Source organism: Burkholderia sp. IO2, from assembly GCF_029522185.1.
In the GTDB taxonomy this organism is placed as follows: domain Bacteria; phylum Pseudomonadota; class Gammaproteobacteria; order Burkholderiales; family Burkholderiaceae; genus Burkholderia; species Burkholderia cenocepacia.
Genome location: NZ_JAKWFH010000016.1, coordinates 116,010 through 131,686, shown reverse-complemented (window position 1 = coordinate 131,686; position 15,677 = coordinate 116,010). Strand labels below are relative to the sequence as shown.

Here is a 15,677-nt window from a genome sequence, read left to right as displayed (position 1 = left end):
TTGCGCTTCACTTCATTCGCTGTGACCAGCTTATGGCGGGACTTGCACCCGCAGGAGTGCGCCCATGCTGGGCGCACAACGACGACGGGCCGCTCTCACGAGCGGCCCGTTTTCATTGATCCCGGTCCGAAAACCGCTGCGTCACTCAGCCGTTCAGGCCGCGCGCCAAATCGTTGCGAATGTCGCCCGCATGCTCGAGGCCGACCGCCAGGCGGATCAGCCCCTCGGTGATCCCCGCCGCGGCGCGCGCTTCCGGCGTGATGCGGCCGTGCGTCGTGGTCGCCGGATGCGTGATCGTCGTACGCGTATCGCCGAGGTTGCCGGTGATCGACACCAGCTTCGTGCCGTCGATCACGCGCCATGCGTTCGCGCGCTGCTGCTCGGGCGTGTCGCCCTTCAGCTCGAACGACACGATCGCGCCGCCCGCCTTCTGCTGGCGCTTCGCGAGTTCATGCTGCGGATGCGATTCGAGCCCCGGATAGAACACGCGCGCGACGGCCGGATGCGCGTCGAGCCAGCGCGCGATCTCCAGCGCGTTCGCCGATTGCTTCTCGACGCGCAGCGACAGCGTCTCCATCCCCTTCAGCAGCACCCACGCGTTGAACGCCGACAGCGTCGGGCCCGCGCTGCGCACGAACGGGAACACCTTGCCCATGATGAATTCCTTCGAGCCGACCAGCGCGCCGCCGAGCACGCGGCCCTGACCGTCGAGGAATTTCGTCGCCGAATGCATCACGACATCCGCGCCGAGCTTCAGCGGCTGCTGCAGCACCGGGCTGCAGAAACAGTTGTCGACGACGAACAGCGCGTTCGCGGCCTTCGCGATCTTGCCGATCGCCTCGATGTCGGCGAGTTCGGTCAACGGGTTCGACGGCGTCTCGAGGAAGAACATCTTCGTTTCCGGCCGCACGGCTTCCTGCCATGCGTTCAAGTCCGTCGGGTCGACGAAGGTCGTCGTGATCCCGAACTTGCTGAAGATCTGCGAGAACATCCCGAGCGTCGAGCCGAACAGGCTGCGCGAGCTGACGAGATGGTCGCCCGCCTGCAGCGCGGACATCACGACCGACATGATCGCGGCCATGCCCGACGCCGTCGCGATGCACGCCTCGCCGCCCTCGAGCGCCGCGAGACGCTCCTGGAACATGGTGACGGTCGGATTCGTGAAGCGCGAGTAGGTGAAATAGTCTTCCGAATTCGCGAAGCGCTCGGCCGCGTCGGCCGCGCTCGAGAAGCAGAAGCTCGACGTGAGGAACAGCGCTTCCGAATGCTCGTTGAAGTCGCTGCGCTGCGTGCCCGCGCGCACGGCAAGCGTGTCGAAGTTGAGGGAGTCGTCCATGTTCCGTTTTCCGTATTCGATGGCCGCGCCGACGGTCGTTCATGAGGCGCGGACCCGGTCAAAACCCAGGCCAAAAACAAAAAGCCCGCTATGCGTCGGCATCAGCGGGCTTCGGTGCGGTACGACAGCGATCGACTCGGGCCGGCTGCCGCCGGCCTTCGCTTTAGCTGTTTTGGGAAGTTGCCCCGCGTCCGCAAGCTGATATCAAATCGACGCAAGGCCACATCCTATCACGCCTCGATCGAAGCGTGCGCCGGCGTTACTCGACCGACAGCTGCAGGTTCATCTGCGAACGCTCGGTATCGCCGGCCGTATCGCGATCGGCCTGCGACGCCGGCGTGAGGCGCGCGCGCTCGATCGCATCGAGATACTCGGGCGTCACGTCGCCGGTGATGTAGTTGCCGTCGAAACACGACGCCTCGAAGCGCTCGAGCTTCGGGTTGATGTCGCGCACCGCGCGGCGCAGATCGTCGACGTCCTGATAGATCAGGTGGTCGGCGCCGATGATCTTCGCGACTTCCTCGTCGGTGCGGCCGTGCGCGACGAGCTCGCCACGCGTCGGCATGTCGATGCCGTACACGTTCGGGAACTTCACGGGCGGCGCCGCCGACGCGAAGATCACCGACTTCGCGCCCGCATCGCGCGCCATCTGCACGATTTCATGCGAGGTCGTGCCGCGCACGATCGAATCGTCGACGATCAGCACGTGCTTGTCCTTGAACTCGATGCTCATCGCGTTGAGCTTCTGGCGCACCGACTTCTTGCGCACGGCCTGCCCCGGCATGATGAAGGTCCGGCCGACGTAGCGGTTCTTGAAGAAGCCTTCGCGATACTCGACGCCGAGCTTCGCGGCGACCTGCATCGCGGCCGGGCGCGACGAATCGGGAATCGGCATCACGACGTCGATCGGCACGTTTGGCAGCTCGCGCTTGATCTTCTCGGCGAGATAGTCGCCCATGCGCAGGCGCACGTTGTAGACCGGCACGCCGTCGAGACACGAATCCGGACGGGCCAGATACACGTATTCGAACATGCACGGATTCAGCGTCGGGTTCTCCGCACACTGCTGGCTGTGGAAGTTGCCGGCCTTGTCGATGAAGATCGCTTCGCCCGGCTCCAGGTCACGCACGAATTCGAAACCGATGCCTTCGACCGCCACCGACTCCGACGCGACCATCCATTCGGTGCCGTGTTCGGTTTCGAGCTTGCCGATGCAGAGCGGACGGATGCCGAACGGGTCGCGGAACGCGAGCAGGCCGTAGCCGGCGATCAGCGACACGATCGCGTACGAACCCTGCAGGCGGCGATGCACGCCCGACACCGCCTTGAACACCGACGCCGGATCGAGCTCGAGGCCCGTGGTCGACAGTTGCAGCTCGTGCGCGAACACGTTGAGCAGCACTTCGCTGTCGGAATTGGTGTTGATGTGCCGGCGGTCGATCCGGAACATCTCGTCCTTCAGTTGCTGCCAGTTCGTCAGGTTGCCGTTGTGCGCGAGGATGATCCCGAACGGCGCGTTCACGTAGAACGGCTGCGCCTCGGCCTCGCTCGACGCCGAGCCGGCCGTCGGGTAGCGCACCTGGCCGATGCCGTAGGTGCCGGGCAGGCTGCGCATGTTGCGCGTGCGGAACACGTCGCGCACCATGCCGTTCGCCTTGTACATGTGGAAATTGCTGCCGTCCGCCGTCGCAATGCCCGCCGCGTCCTGACCGCGATGCTGCAGCAGCAGCAGGCTGTCATAGATCAGCTGATTGACCGGGGATTGGGAGATAACACCTACGATGCCGCACATGGCATGTCCTTCAGAATGACAAAATCGGTTCCGTCCTGCCCGGCCGCGTCGTCACACGCGTACGTACTGGGCCATGCCGTCGGGCAGGAGCTGCTTCAGCTCGTGCACGCCCTGTTCGGCAAAAGGACGCAATAGCGCATTGCGCCAGAAATCCTGTTTGGGCAGTTCGGTCAGCCCGGCCGCCGCGACCAGCAGCACCACCAGCACGCAGCCGCGGACGAGCCCGAACATCATGCCCAGCGAGCGGTCGACGCCGCCCAGGCCACTCGCCTGCGCGATCCGCGACAGCAGCGCGTTCGCCACGCCGGCGACCAGCACGACGCCGATCACGACTAACGCGAAGGCGATCACCCACTGCGTCAGCGCGCCGCCCGGCCAGTTCGCCGGGATGTACGGCACGACCAGCCCGACGTAGCGGCCCGCGATCACGATCGCCGCGATCCAGCCGATCAGCCCGAAAATCTCGGACACGAAGCCGCGCCATGCGCCGCGCAGCGCCGACAACACGATCACCGCCAATACAGCGTAGTCGAAAGCCGTCAGCATCGTGGCATTACTGCGTCAGACCGGCTTCGCGCACCTTCGCGATCGCGGCGGAAGCCGCCGATCGATCCGCGAACGGGCCGGCACGCAACAGTGTAGCCGTGCTGCCGTCCGCCTGCTTGCGATGCTCGACATATGCGGGCACACCCGCCGATTTCAATTTGGTCGCCCACGAACGGGCCGTCGCGTCGTCCTTGAACGAGCCGAGCTGCACCGCGAAGCGCGCACCGGCCGGCGATGCCGGCGACGATGCGTCGCCGCTGTCCGGGCTCGCGGCGCCGGCATTCGCGACGGTTGCGGGCGCAGGCTTCGGCGCGGCCGGTTTCGCCGCGGGGGCGGCCGGCTTCGGCGCGGGCTTCGGCGGCGTCACGCTCGCCGTGGTGGTCGTATCGGGTTTCGCGGCCGGCTTGGCGGCATCCTTCGGCGCAGGGGCCGGTGCGGCCGCAACGGTCGTGTCGGATGCCGGCGGTTCGTCGTGGACGACGCCCGCCTGCACGTCGGACACATCGTCGTCGCGCGGCGCGACCGCCTGGTGCGCGGGCCGGTTCGGGATGTCGATCGCGATGTCGTCCGTGACCGGCTTCGGGTGCGAGTCGAGCACCATCGGCAGCACGATCACCGCGGCCACGACGAGCGCGATCGCGCCGACGAGGCGCCGGCGTGCGCGTTGCTTTTCTGGAAGGGTCGGATCGAGGAGCAGTGCGTCCGATTCCGGACGCTCGGTGCGGCGCGGGCGCCGCTCGACGCGTTCAGTGCGCTCCGTGCGCACGTTCCGGGAAGCCCCGGTGCGACCGCCGCGCCGCGGGGGCGCGTCGTCGTCTTTTTTGCCGAACGAGAAAATTCCCATGAATGGCTGAGTCCGAAACTGCCCGTCAGTCAGTGTTGCTGCGATTTACGGTAGGCCAGCACGCCGGCAACCGTATGGAAACTGCCGAAAACCACGATTCTATCATTCTCGGATGCTCTTTTTAGTGCATCGCGAAACGCTTCCGCAGGCGACGCGTAGCGCGTCACGCTCGAATCGGGCCCCTCCTCCACGCCAGCCTTGCGCAGCGCGGCTTCGAGCTGCTCCGCGGAGGCCGCGCGCGGCAGCGGCAGGTCGGTCACGCACCAGTGGTCGATCTCGCCCTTCAGGTGCTGCAGCACGCCGTCGATGTCCTTGTCGTGCATCGCGCCGAACACCGCGTACGTGTACGGGAAGAAGCCCATGTTGCCGAGGTTCTGCTCGAGCACGGCCGACGCATGCGGGTTGTGCGCGACGTCGAGCACGATCGCCGGCTTGCCGGGCAGCACCTGGAAGCGCCCCGGCAGCTCGACGTTCGCCAGCCCGAGCCGGATGTCCTGCGCGGACACCGGCAGCACCGGACGCAGCGCCTCGAGCGCGGCGAGCGCGGCCGACGCATTGATCAGCTGATTCGCGCCACGCAGCGCCGGATACGCGAGCGCCGGATAGCGCTTCTCGCGGCCGAGGTAGCTCCATTGCTGGCGCTCGGCGCCCGCTTGCGCCTCGTAGCGGAAATCGCGACCGACGAGCCACAGATCGGCGCCGATCGCTTCGGCGTGGTCGATCAGCGTCTGCGGCGCGGCCGGATCGCCGCAGATCGCCGGCTTGCCGGCGCGGAAGATCCCGGCCTTCTCGAACGCGATCTTCTCGCGCGTGTCGCCAAGGTATTCGGTATGGTCGATGTCGATGCTCGTGACGATCGCACAATCGGTATCGATGATGTTGACCGCGTCGAGCCGGCCGCCGAGGCCGACTTCGAGGATCACCGCGTCGAGCCCGCGCGCCGCGAACAGATGCAGGATCGCGAGCGTCGTGAATTCGAAATACGTGAGCGATACGGGCTCGGCCAGCGACGTGCGCGCGGCTTCGACGGCCTCGAAGTGCGGCAGCAGTTCGTCATCGGTCACGTTCTGTCCGTTCACGCGCGCGCGCTCGTTGAATTCGAGCAGGTGCGGCGACGTGTGGCAGCCGACCTTGTAGCCCGCGCGCACGAGGATCGTCTCGAGGAATGCGCAGGTCGAGCCCTTGCCGTTCGTGCCGCCGACGGTGATCACCGGGCACGCGAATTCGAGCTGCAGCGCCGCCTTGACCTGCCCGATGCGGGTCAGGCCCATGTCGATGCCGACCGGGTGCGCGCGTTCGAGATGCGAAAGCCACGCGTCGAGAGTGGGAAAAGTGCTCATCGGATCAAATCTGGATCGGTACCGCCACTACGCCAAAAAACGAAGCGCGCCGCCTGACGCTGGAGCCAGGCGACGCGCGGAGTCACAACCTTGCGCCGGTCAGGCCAGCGCGTCGGCCGGCTGTCGCTGCAGCAGCGCGAGCAACTGCGCGATCTCGTCGCGCATCTTGCGACGATCGACGATCATGTCGATCGCGCCGGTCTTCAGCAGGAATTCGGCGCGCTGGAAGCCTTCCGGCAGTTTCTCGCGGACCGTCTGCTCGATCACGCGCGGGCCGGCGAAGCCGATCAGCGCCTTCGGCTCGGCGATCACGACGTCGCCGAGGAATGCGAAGCTCGCCGACACGCCACCCATCGTCGGGTCGGTCAGCACCGAGATGAACGGCAGCTTCGCCTCGGCCAGCTTGGTCAGCATCGCGGTGGTCTTGGCCATCTGCATCAGCGACAGCAGGCTTTCCTGCATCCGCGCGCCGCCCGATGCCGTGAAGCAGATGAACGGCACGTGCTGCTCCAGCGCGTTCTGCGCGCCGCGCGCGAAGCGTTCGCCGACGACCGAGCCCATCGAGCCGCCCATGAACGAGAACTCGAAACAGGCCGCGACGACGGGCAGCGTGTGGATCGCCCCGCCCATCACGACCATCGCGTCGGTCTCGCCGGTTTCGTCCATCGCTTCCTTCAGACGATCGGGGTACTTGCGGCTGTCCTTGAACTTCAGCGTGTCGACCGGCACGATTTCCTGGCCGATTTCATAGCGGCCTTCCGGATCGAGCAGCCCGTCGAGGCGCTCGCGTGCACCGATGCGCATGTGGTGATCGCACTTCGGGCACACGTGCAGGTTCGCGTCCACGTCGTTGCGATAGAGAACGGCCTCGCAGGACGGGCACTTGACCCACAGGCCTTCCGGAATGCCCTTGCGGCTTTTCGGGTCGGTCTGCTTGATCTTCGGCGGCAACAGTTTGTCGAGCCAGCTCATCGTATGGTTTCCTGTTCCGTGGCGGGGCGGGCCGACCGGCCCGTTCCCGCTTCCTGTTGTGTTTATCGCGCCGTCTTGCCCGCGCCGTCCAGGGCGGCACGCAGCTCGGCAATGAAAGTCTTCAGCGCGGCGGCGGCGCCTTCCGGCGCGGCGCTCTCGAGCAGCTGCACCAGGCGGCTGCCGATCACGACGGCATCCGAAACTTCGGCCACCGCGCGCGCCGTTTCGGCGTCGCGGATACCGAAGCCGACGCCCACCGGAACCGGCACGCGCGACTTGATGGCCGGGATTTTACCTGCAATGCTCGAAACATCCAGATTTCCCGCGCCGGTCACGCCCTTGAGCGACACGTAATACACGTAGCCGCTCGCGATCTTGCCGACGTCGGCAATGCGCTCGTCGGTCGACGTGGGCGCCAGCAGGAAGATCGGATCGATCTGCGCGGCGCGCATTTTCTCGGCGAAAACACCGGCCTCTTCCGGCGGATAGTCGACCACCAGCACGCCGTCGACGCCGGCCGCGTGCGCTTCGGCCGCGAACGCATCGACACCCATCCGTTCGATCGGGTTCGCATAGCCCATCAGCACGACGGGGGTTTGGGGGTCGGTTTCGCGGAAACGCTTCACGTCGGCGAGCACGCTCTTCAACGTGACGCCGCGCGCGAGCGCGCGTTCCGACGAGCGCTGAATCACCGGGCCGTCGGCCATCGGGTCCGAGAACGGCACGCCGAGCTCGATCACGTCCGCGCCGCCTGCGGCGAGCGCGTGCATGAATTCGACGGTTTTCGCGGGATCGGGATCGCCGGCCGTGATGAACGGGATCAGGCCCTTACGGCCTTGTTCGGCGAGCGCGGCGAAGGTCTGCTGAATACGGGACATGGCAATTTTCCTGTGTCGATCCGGAGCTGGCGCTTCAGCGCTTGCTCCGGTCTCATACGATGTATGCGTTGCGTTCGGCGACGCGGCGGCGCGACTCACGCGCACGCCGGCGCGGCGAGCACGCTCACGCGCTCATGCGCGATCGCACAATAGCTTTCGTTGATCTCGTAGCCGACGAAGTCGCGCCCCTGCCGTGCGCAGGCCACCGCGGTCGTGCCGCTGCCCATGAACGGATCGAGCACGCGGCCGCCCGGCGGGCAGCTTGCGAGCACCATCCGCTCGATGATTTCCAGCGGCTTCTGGGTCGGATGATCGACGCGCTCCGCGTGCTGCCGGTGCAGGCGCGAGACCGACCAGACGTCCTTCGGGTTGTAGCCCATCTCCAGCCACTTGCTGCCTTCGAACAGCTTGCGCGAGCGGGCCTTCTTCGTGTCGGCGTCGTACGGGATGCGGACCGGATCGAGATCGAAGTAATACGCTTTGGAAACCGCGAAAAAGCCGATGTTGTCGTGCACCGACGTGAAACGGCGCGTCGTGCCGCCCATGCTCGGCACGCGCCGGTCCCAGATGATCTCGTTGACCATCGTGAGTTTCGTCTTCAGGAAACTGAAGATTTCCGGCGCGTACTGCCACGTGCAGAAGATGTACATCGACCCGCTCGGCTTCAGCTTCGGAATCGCAAGGTCGAGCCACTCGCGCGTCCACGCGAGGAAGTCGTCGCCCGAACGCTTGTCCGAATCGTTGCCGTAGTCCTTGCCGAGCCCGTACGGCGGATCGGCGACGATCAGGTCGATCGACGCATCCGGCAGCTGCGCGGCGTGGGTCAGGAAATCGCGGTTGTGCAGCTCGATACCGGACGGCAGCACGCGCGGCACGGCAGCGGCGGGCTGAACCGCCTCCGCCTCGCTCGCGGCGCCGCCGCCCGGCTCTTCGATCAGGTCACGCATCGGTCGGGGTCAGAGCTCGATGCCCGATCGCTCGGCGACCGTGTGCATGTCCTTGTCGCCGCGGCCCGACAGGTTGACGAGCAGGATCTTGTCCTTCGGCAACGTCGGCGCGAGCTTCACGCCATACGCGATCGCGTGGCTCGACTCGAGCGCGGGAATGATCCCCTCGATCCGGCAGCAGTCGTGGAACGCCTTCAACGCCTCGTCGTCGCTGATCGGCACGTACTGCGCGCGGCCGCTGTCCTTCAGCCATGCGTGCTCGGGGCCGACGCCCGGATAGTCGAGGCCCGCCGACACCGAATGCGTCTCGATGATCTGGCCGTTGTCGTCCTGCAGCAGGTACGTGCGGTTGCCGTGCAGCACGCCCGGGCTGCCGGCGATCAGCGATGCCGCGTGATGGCCCGTATCGAGGCCGTCGCCGGCCGCTTCGACGCCGATCAGCTGCACCGAGGTATCGTCGATGTACGGATAGAAGATGCCCATCGCGTTCGACCCGCCGCCCACGCACGCAATCACCGCGTCCGGCTGCCGGCCGGCGAGCTCGGGCATCTGCACCTTGCACTCGTCGCCGATCACGCGCTGGAAGTCGCGCACCATCATCGGATACGGGTGCGGGCCCGCGACCGTGCCGATGATGTAGAACGTGCTTTCGATGTTCGTGACCCAGTCGCGCATCGCTTCGTTCAGCGCGTCCTTCAGCGTGCGCGAACCCGATTCGACCGGCACGACGGTCGCGCCGAGCAGCTTCATCCGGTAGACGTTGGCGGCCTGCCGGCGCACGTCCTCCGAGCCCATGTAGACGACGCATTCCATCCCGAAGCGCGCGCAGATCGTCGCGGTCGCGACGCCGTGCTGGCCGGCGCCGGTTTCCGCGATCACGCGCTTCTTGCCCATGCGCTTCGCGAGCAGCGCCTGGCCGATCACGTTGTTGATCTTGTGCGCGCCCGTGTGGTTCAGGTCTTCGCGCTTCAGGTAGATCTGCGCGCCGCCGAGCATCTCGCTCCAGCGCTGCGCGTGATAGATCGGCGACGGGCGACCGACGAAATACTTCAGCTCGCGCTCGAATTCGGCGACGAAGTCGGGATCGTTCTGGAACTTTTCATACGCCGCGCGCAGTTCGTCCAGCGCGTGAATCAGCGTCTCGGCGACGAACACGCCGCCATACGGGCCGAAATGGCCGCGATCATCAGGAAGGTTGTACATGGCGTCTCTCTCGATCGGTCGGTGCGCCCGCTTTGGGGGTCGCACCGGCTTGCATCACCCGGCGTCCGCTGCGCGCACCGCGCGTACGAACGCCGCCATCCGGGCGTGATCCTTCACGCCCTTCGCGCCCTCCACTTCGATGCCACTCGAGACATCGACAGCAAACGGACGCAGCTGGCGGATCGCATCACCGACGTTTTGCGCGTTCAAGCCACCACTCAAAACGGCCCGACGCGCGAGCTCTGCGGGAATAAGAGACCAATCGAAGACCTTGCCGCTACCGCCGTAATCCGGCACCAGGGTGTCGAACAGGAGGCCGCGCGCTTTCGAATAATGAAGAGCCGATTCTACCAAATCGGCACGCTGCGTCGAGGGGCCGACGCGCACCGCGCGCAACCACGGCAGGCGTGCCGCGCGGCCAAGTGCGTCGCACTGCTCCGGCGTCTCGTCGCCGTGGAACTGCAGCACCGTGAGCGGCACGTCGCGCACGACGGCTTCGATCTCGGCTTCGGTCGCATTCACGAACAGCCCGACCACCGAGACGAACGGCGGCGCGAGGCTCGCCAGCTCGGCCGCCTGCGCGATCGACACCGCGCGCGGGCTCTTCGGGTAGAACACGAGGCCGATCGCATCGGCGCCGAGCGCCGCCGCGTGCAGCACGTCCTCGGGGCGCGACAGCCCGCACAGCTTGATGCGCGTGCGCGGCGCCAGGCCAGCCGCGGCGGAAGTCGAAGAAGACACGGCGTGCTCCGTCATGTTTGTGGGTCCAGATCCGCCCAGACGCTGCTCCACGGCACGCTGCCGAGCTGCGCGGGCGGGACGGCGAATTCCGCCGGGTAGCCGACGTGGGCGAGGTACAGCCCGTCGGCCATGAACGTGGGCGCCGCGAGATTGCGGTCGCGCCCGGCCAGCACGTCGGCGAGCCAGTCGGCCGGATAGCGGCCGCGCCCCACCGCGACGAGGCAGCCCATCAGGTTGCGCACCATGTGGTGCAGGAACGCGTTGGCGCGGAAGCGGAAATGGATGAAATGCCCCGCGCGCCGCACGTCGATCTGATACAGGTGTTTGACCGGCGTCTTCGACTGGCATTCCGACGACCGGAACGACGAAAAGTCGTGCTCGCCGATCAGGTACGTGGCGGCGGCGCGCATCGCGTCGTCGTCGAGCGGCGTGTGGATCCAGCCCGCGCGCCCGGCCAGCATCGGCGAACGCACCGGATGCACGTACAGCGCGTAGTAATAGGTGCGCTCGAACGCCGAAAAGCGCGCATGGAACGTGTCCGGCATCGGCTTCGCCCACTGCACCGACACGGTCGGCGGAAGGAACGCGTTGGTGCCGCGCACCCACGAGAACACCTCGCGCTCGAGTTCCGTGTCGAAATGCACGACCTGCCCGAGCCCGTGGACGCCGGTGTCGGTCCGCCCCGCCACCGTCGTGTGCAGCGGCACCCGCGCGAACTCGGCCAGCGCATGTTCGAGCCGGTCCTGCACGGTCTTGCCGTGCGGCTGCGCCTGCCAGCCGCAGAACGCCGCGCCGTCGTACTGGATGCCCAGCGCGATCCGCATCACGCCTCGTCCGCCAGTTTCGCGAGCAGCGCGCGCGCATCGTCGCGCGTCGCGGCGTCGTTCGCGTCGACCACTTCCTGCAGCAGCGTGCGCGCGCCGGACAGGTCGCCCAGTTCGACGTACTCCGCCGCGAGATCGAGCTTGTTGCGGGCGATGCGCGCGAGTTCGTCCGCGGTGAGCGCAGGCAGCGCGACGCCCGGCGTGGACGGCAGGTCGAGATCGAAATCGAGCTTCAGCGCGCCGAACTGCGCGCCGCCGAGCGCCGGCAGCGACGACGTCGCGGGCGGCTGGCCCGCGTGGCTGGCAGGCGTCGCGGCGTCCGGGTCCCAGTCGAGCTCGTCGTCCTGGTCGGCCGGATGTTCCGGCGTCGTCCCGCCCGAGCCAATCGGCGGGTGCTGGGCGAATTGACCGTTAGTTGCGATTTTATCGGCGTCGGGCTGCGCTGCCCGCGCCGCGCGTTCCTCCGGCGTCAACGACGGCTCGTCTGTCGCCCGCGGCGGCAACGGCATGTCGAGACTGTTGAGCGCGCTGATCGCGTTCTGCATCAGCGTCGCGTGCTGCGCTTCGGTGCTCGAAGGCGCGATGGACGCGGCGGGCGGCTCGGCCGGCTGATCGGCGGCGGTGTTTTTTTCCGCTGGCGCCGCGTCGTGCGGCGCCTCGGCCGAAACCGGAGTCGCGTCGTTCGCGGGCGACTCCGCCGCATGAGCAGACGGCAATTCGGGCGACTCGTCGCGCGGCGGCGCCGTCACTTCGGGTGCGGGCGAGGTGTCCGCTGCGGGCGGCTCGATGGTCTCCGCCGCCGCCGCAGTCGCCGCCGCGAGGTTCATGTCGGACGCCGCATCGCGCGCAACCGGCATCTCGGGCGTGATCGGCAGTTCGCGCTCGACGGACGGCGCGGCTTCCGCTTCCGCGGCACCGCCTGCCGCGGCCGTAGCCGTACCCGCATCGTCCGCGCGGCGCCCCTTGCGGCGCTTGCGCCACGCGAAGCCGGCCGCGAGCACGATCACGGCAGCGCCGGCCACGGCGGCCGGACGCCAATCCATCTGTTCGGGACGGCGTGCAGGTGTCGCGACGGGCGCGACCGGCTGCACGGACGCCGATGCCGGTTGCGGCGCGCTGGCTGCCACGCCCGACGCGGCTTCGCTTGCCGTCGATGCGGCGGCCGACACACCCGCGTCGTTCGCGGCCGGACGCGGCGCGGCGGGCACCGGAGCCGGCGCCGGCGCGACGCCGGTCGTCGTGGCCGGCTTGCCGATGCCGTGCTTCTGCAACTCCATCAGCACGCGATTCTTCAGCGCCAGCAATTGCTGCAGGCTCGACGGCCGCGGCTGCGACGCACTCACGGCGGGCGCTGCGCCGGCCGGTTCGTGCACGCCGGAAACCGGGCCGCCCGGCACCGCCTGCCCCGCGGCGTCGCTCGTGGCCGACGGCGCCGACTGGATCGCGCCGCTCCATACGTGCGGGCCGCTTGCCCCGGCCGTAGGCGCCGCCGGCTGCATGCCGTCGACAGCCGACGCGCCATGTGCGGCCGACGCCCCGTTCGAAGAGGCACCGCTCGAAGCCGATGCCGATGCCCCCGCCGCCGTCGCGGCACTCGCGCCGCTCACCGGCGTTGCATGCTGGGCAGGCGCCACCGGCGCGGACTGCACGGCCGAGCCGGCATGCGGCGCCGATGCGCCATGCTGCGCGATCGCCGCCGCGCCCGATGCGGCGGCGGGCGCGGAAGCGGCCGTCGTCCCGGAGGCAGCGGATGCGCCGGCCGGCGCGAGCGCCGCGCCGGTGGCGTCGAGCGCGGGCACCGTCAGCGTCGCGCCGACTTTCAGGCGGCTCGCGTCGCGCTTCATGAACGCCTGCGGATTGGCGTCGAACAGCGCACGGCCAGCGCGCGCGAGCACGCCCGGATCGTGCGATTGCGTGGCCGCTTTCGCGATGTCGTTCAGCGACTGGCCCGGCTGGACCGTCACGGTAAGCGGAGCGGCGGCGCCGGCAGCGGACGCCGGCAGTTCGCCGGCGCCGACTGCCCATGCCGATGCGGCTGCGCCGAGCGCCAGGATCGCCAGCGCGCCACGCACGGCACGCGACAGACGGGACTGACGCGGAAACAAGGAAATTCGGGACATCGTTGGCTCTATCGCCGCGCGCAGGCGCGGCTCGGATTCACGGTTGGAAGCGTCAATAAATGGCTGCAGAAATGCAAAAGCGTCGCGCGGAACGCGACGCTTTCGGCGGGTCTGTGCGTCGTAACCGCGTAGTTTACTTCACACGATCGGGTTCCGGCCGAATTCGTCGCCGGCAGGTGCAACCGGGCGCGGGGTAGGCGCTCGTGTCGCGCGGCCGCGCCTGTCGTAGTCGATGCATCCGATCGATCAGGACGAACCTGCGTGCCGCAGGCGAAAGCCGTCTCGCAGCAGCGTCGCGCCCCTGTCGGAGGAAGCGGCTTTCCGGCGCCGACCCAGCGTCCGCCGCAGGATCACGACGACAGAATCGCAGGGATTTTCTCAACAATCCGCCCTGCCCGCCGTTAATGAACTAGCCGCCGAAAATCAAAACAAATCCTGATCGGCGCTTAATCCCGCTCCCGAAAAATTTCAATTCGTCGATAAGAAGGCAATTCCCGTCTCTTATCGGAGAAATGAAAATTTACACGGCCGAAGCCCCACCCCATAAGGCTTTCACCGCCTTAAGCCCACGCCATTGCTCATACAAAAGCGATCGTTTCTGCATCAATTCAATTACATTACACAAAATTACACAGACCAAATAATCGCCGTCGATACGATCGTCTTCAAACAGGAATCGGCATCTTTCGACCTCGCGCCTGCACATGCCGGAAAGGCGGGCGCGCGCGGCCGGGCTGATGCCGTGAAGTACCGGAGGGTCATCGCGCAGTCGCACGACTGCATTCACTCACCAGCTCGTTACGGGGACCGAACATGGGCTATCAGCAGGGCTTGAGCGGATTGGCCGGTGCGTCGAGCAATCTCGACGTCATCGGCAACAACATCGCGAACGCAAACACGGTCGGCTTCAAGCAGGGACGCGCGAACTTCGCCGACATGTACGCGAATTCGGTCGCGACGTCGGTCAACACGCAGATCGGCATCGGCACGCGGCTCGCGTCGGTGCAGCAGAATTTCGGCCAGGGGACGATCAATTCGACGAAGTCGTCGCTCGACGTCGCGATCAACGGCAACGGCTTCTTCCAGATGTCCAGCAACGGCGTAACCACGTACTCGCGCGACGGCACGTTCCATCGCGACAAGAACGGCGCGATCGTCGACGCGCAAGGCCGCAACCTGATGGGCTATGCGGCGGGCGCCGGCGGCGTGATCAACACCGCGCAGACCGTGCCGCTCCAGGCGCCGACCAACAACATCGCGCCGCGCGCGACGAGCAAGATCACCGGCCAGTTCAACCTGAACGCGCAGGACAAGGTGCCGGCCAAGACGCCGTTCAACGCGACCGACAACACGACGTACAACTACAACTCGTCGATCCAGGTCTACGACACGCTCGGCGGCTCGCAGCAGGTCACGATGTACTTCGCGAAGAGCGCGGCCGGCACGTGGCAGGCCTACGCGGGCGTGCAGGGCCAGACGCCGACGAATCTCGGCACCGTCACGTTCGATGCGTCGGGCCGGATCAGCTCGACGACGTCGGCCGCGACCGGCCAGCCGACGCCGAGCCTCGGCCAGTTCGCGTTCTCGATCCCGAACACGACGGGCGGCGCCAATCCGCAGAACCTGACGCTCGACCTGGGCGGCACGACGCAGTACGGCGGCAAGGACGGCGTGACCAATCTCGCGCAGGACGGCTTCGCGAGCGGCACGCTGACGACGTTCTCGATCGGCACCGACGGCAAGCTGACCGGCAACTACTCGAACGGCCAGAGCGCGGTGCTCGGCCTGATCGCGCTCGCGAACTTCAACAACCCGAACGGGCTCGTGAACATCGGCGGCAACCAGTATGCGGAAACGGCCGCGTCCGGCGTGCCGCAGATCGCCGCGCCGGGCAGCACGAACCACGGCACGCTGCAGGGGAGCGCGCTGGAAAATTCGAACGTGAACCTGACGACCGAGCTCGTGAACCTGATCACCGCGCAGCGCAATTACCAGGCGAACGCGCAGACGATCAAGACCCAGCAGGCGGTCGACCAGACGCTGCTGAACCTGCGTTGAACCGCGCATGAAAAACGCGCCGCGCCGGCCCCGGATCTCGAGGCCGACGCGGCGCGTCGTGTCATGCAGCCCGGCC

Annotated in this window: 14 protein-coding genes; 1 reads left to right on the top strand and 13 read right to left on the bottom strand. The window is 67.3% G+C overall.

All coding sequences use genetic code 11. From position 1 onward, the window contains the following. Positions 1-145: 145 nt before the first annotated feature. The 13 genes from MMB92_RS13035 to MMB92_RS12975 form a co-directional block, all read right to left on the bottom strand. Positions 146-1,336 carry an O-succinylhomoserine sulfhydrylase gene (locus tag MMB92_RS13035; RefSeq protein ID WP_080331150.1) on the bottom strand — a complete coding sequence of 397 codons (1,191 nt, stop codon included), beginning with the start codon at positions 1,334-1,336 and terminating at the stop codon, positions 146-148. A gap of 259 nt (positions 1,337-1,595) precedes the next feature. Then, entirely contained in the window at positions 1,596-3,128 is a 1,533-nt protein-coding gene (purF, locus tag MMB92_RS13030) for an amidophosphoribosyltransferase (RefSeq protein ID WP_006495945.1), read from the bottom strand. A 51-nt stretch (positions 3,129-3,179) separates the two neighbouring features. Beyond that, entirely contained in the window at positions 3,180-3,674 is a 495-nt protein-coding gene (locus tag MMB92_RS13025) for a CvpA family protein (RefSeq protein WP_006491262.1), read from the bottom strand. Positions 3,675-3,681: 7 nt separating this feature from the next. Next, positions 3,682-4,518, bottom strand: coding sequence for an SPOR domain-containing protein (locus MMB92_RS13020; RefSeq protein ID WP_277562721.1), 837 nt, complete (start codon positions 4,516-4,518; stop codon positions 3,682-3,684). A gap of 29 nt (positions 4,519-4,547) precedes the next feature. Then, the gene (gene folC, locus MMB92_RS13015; protein ID WP_006495947.1) at positions 4,548-5,858 is read right to left on the bottom strand and encodes a bifunctional tetrahydrofolate synthase/dihydrofolate synthase; all 1,311 of its coding nucleotides are present in this window, start codon (positions 5,856-5,858) and stop codon (positions 4,548-4,550) included. A 99-nt stretch (positions 5,859-5,957) separates the two neighbouring features. Continuing rightward, positions 5,958-6,830 (bottom strand): acetyl-CoA carboxylase, carboxyltransferase subunit beta, encoded by an 873-nt coding sequence (gene accD, locus MMB92_RS13010; protein ID WP_006484412.1) that lies wholly within the window; start codon positions 6,828-6,830, stop codon positions 5,958-5,960. 62 nt (positions 6,831-6,892) lie between these two features. After that, positions 6,893-7,708 carry a tryptophan synthase subunit alpha gene (gene trpA / locus MMB92_RS13005; RefSeq protein WP_059722620.1) on the bottom strand — a complete coding sequence of 272 codons (816 nt, stop codon included), beginning with the start codon at positions 7,706-7,708 and terminating at the stop codon, positions 6,893-6,895. Positions 7,709-7,803: 95 nt separating this feature from the next. After that, on the bottom strand, positions 7,804-8,655 hold the full coding sequence (locus tag MMB92_RS13000) for a site-specific DNA-methyltransferase (protein ID WP_264856351.1): 852 nt from the start codon (positions 8,653-8,655) through the stop codon (positions 7,804-7,806). A 9-nt stretch (positions 8,656-8,664) separates the two neighbouring features. Beyond that, a complete protein-coding gene (trpB, locus tag MMB92_RS12995; protein ID WP_006484413.1) occupies positions 8,665-9,858 on the bottom strand; it encodes a tryptophan synthase subunit beta in 1,194 nt (397 codons plus the stop codon). 54 nt (positions 9,859-9,912) lie between these two features. After that, positions 9,913-10,614 (bottom strand): phosphoribosylanthranilate isomerase, encoded by a 702-nt coding sequence (locus MMB92_RS12990; protein ID WP_034202598.1) that lies wholly within the window; start codon positions 10,612-10,614, stop codon positions 9,913-9,915. Further along, the gene (truA, locus tag MMB92_RS12985; protein ID WP_193759702.1) at positions 10,611-11,423 is read right to left on the bottom strand and encodes a tRNA pseudouridine(38-40) synthase TruA; all 813 of its coding nucleotides are present in this window, start codon (positions 11,421-11,423) and stop codon (positions 10,611-10,613) included. Before truA ends, MMB92_RS12990 begins: the two co-directional genes overlap by 4 nt. Then, a complete protein-coding gene (locus MMB92_RS12980) occupies positions 11,423-13,543 on the bottom strand; it encodes a FimV/HubP family polar landmark protein (protein ID WP_264835632.1) in 2,121 nt (706 codons plus the stop codon). Before MMB92_RS12980 ends, truA begins: the two co-directional genes overlap by 1 nt. A gap of 520 nt (positions 13,544-14,063) precedes the next feature. Further along, entirely contained in the window at positions 14,064-14,330 is a 267-nt protein-coding gene (locus MMB92_RS12975) for a hypothetical protein (RefSeq protein ID WP_124632891.1), read from the bottom strand. Between the two features lie 26 nt (positions 14,331-14,356). Here MMB92_RS12975 and flgE point away from each other — a divergent pair, with 26 nt between their 5' ends. Then, on the top strand, positions 14,357-15,601 hold the full coding sequence (gene flgE, locus MMB92_RS12970) for a flagellar hook protein FlgE (protein ID WP_006495951.1): 1,245 nt from the start codon (positions 14,357-14,359) through the stop codon (positions 15,599-15,601). Positions 15,602-15,677: the final 76 nt, after the last annotated feature.

What these genes read in the sequence shown, in the direction of transcription:
- MMB92_RS13035 (WP_080331150.1), bottom strand. Translation starts at nt 1,336, where the DNA reads ATGGACGACTCCCTCAACTTCGACACGCTTGCCGTGCGCGCGGGCACG.
- purF (WP_006495945.1), bottom strand. Translation starts at nt 3,128, where the DNA reads ATGTGCGGCATCGTAGGTGTTATCTCCCAATCCCCGGTCAATCAGCTG.
- MMB92_RS13025 (WP_006491262.1), bottom strand. Translation starts at nt 3,674, where the DNA reads ATGCTGACGGCTTTCGACTACGCTGTATTGGCGGTGATCGTGTTGTCG.
- MMB92_RS13020 (WP_277562721.1), bottom strand. Translation starts at nt 4,518, where the DNA reads ATGGGAATTTTCTCGTTCGGCAAAAAAGACGACGACGCGCCCCCGCGG.
- folC (WP_006495947.1), bottom strand. Translation starts at nt 5,858, where the DNA reads ATGAGCACTTTTCCCACTCTCGACGCGTGGCTTTCGCATCTCGAACGC.
- accD (WP_006484412.1), bottom strand. Translation starts at nt 6,830, where the DNA reads ATGAGCTGGCTCGACAAACTGTTGCCGCCGAAGATCAAGCAGACCGAC.
- trpA (WP_059722620.1), bottom strand. Translation starts at nt 7,708, where the DNA reads ATGTCCCGTATTCAGCAGACCTTCGCCGCGCTCGCCGAACAAGGCCGT.
- MMB92_RS13000 (WP_264856351.1), bottom strand. Translation starts at nt 8,655, where the DNA reads ATGCGTGACCTGATCGAAGAGCCGGGCGGCGGCGCCGCGAGCGAGGCG.
- trpB (WP_006484413.1), bottom strand. Translation starts at nt 9,858, where the DNA reads ATGTACAACCTTCCTGATGATCGCGGCCATTTCGGCCCGTATGGCGGC.
- MMB92_RS12990 (WP_034202598.1), bottom strand. Translation starts at nt 10,614, where the DNA reads ATGACGGAGCACGCCGTGTCTTCTTCGACTTCCGCCGCGGCTGGCCTG.
- truA (WP_193759702.1), bottom strand. Translation starts at nt 11,423, where the DNA reads ATGCGGATCGCGCTGGGCATCCAGTACGACGGCGCGGCGTTCTGCGGC.
- MMB92_RS12980 (WP_264835632.1), bottom strand. Translation starts at nt 13,543, where the DNA reads ATGTCCCGAATTTCCTTGTTTCCGCGTCAGTCCCGTCTGTCGCGTGCC.
- flgE (WP_006495951.1), top strand. Translation starts at nt 14,357, where the DNA reads ATGGGCTATCAGCAGGGCTTGAGCGGATTGGCCGGTGCGTCGAGCAAT.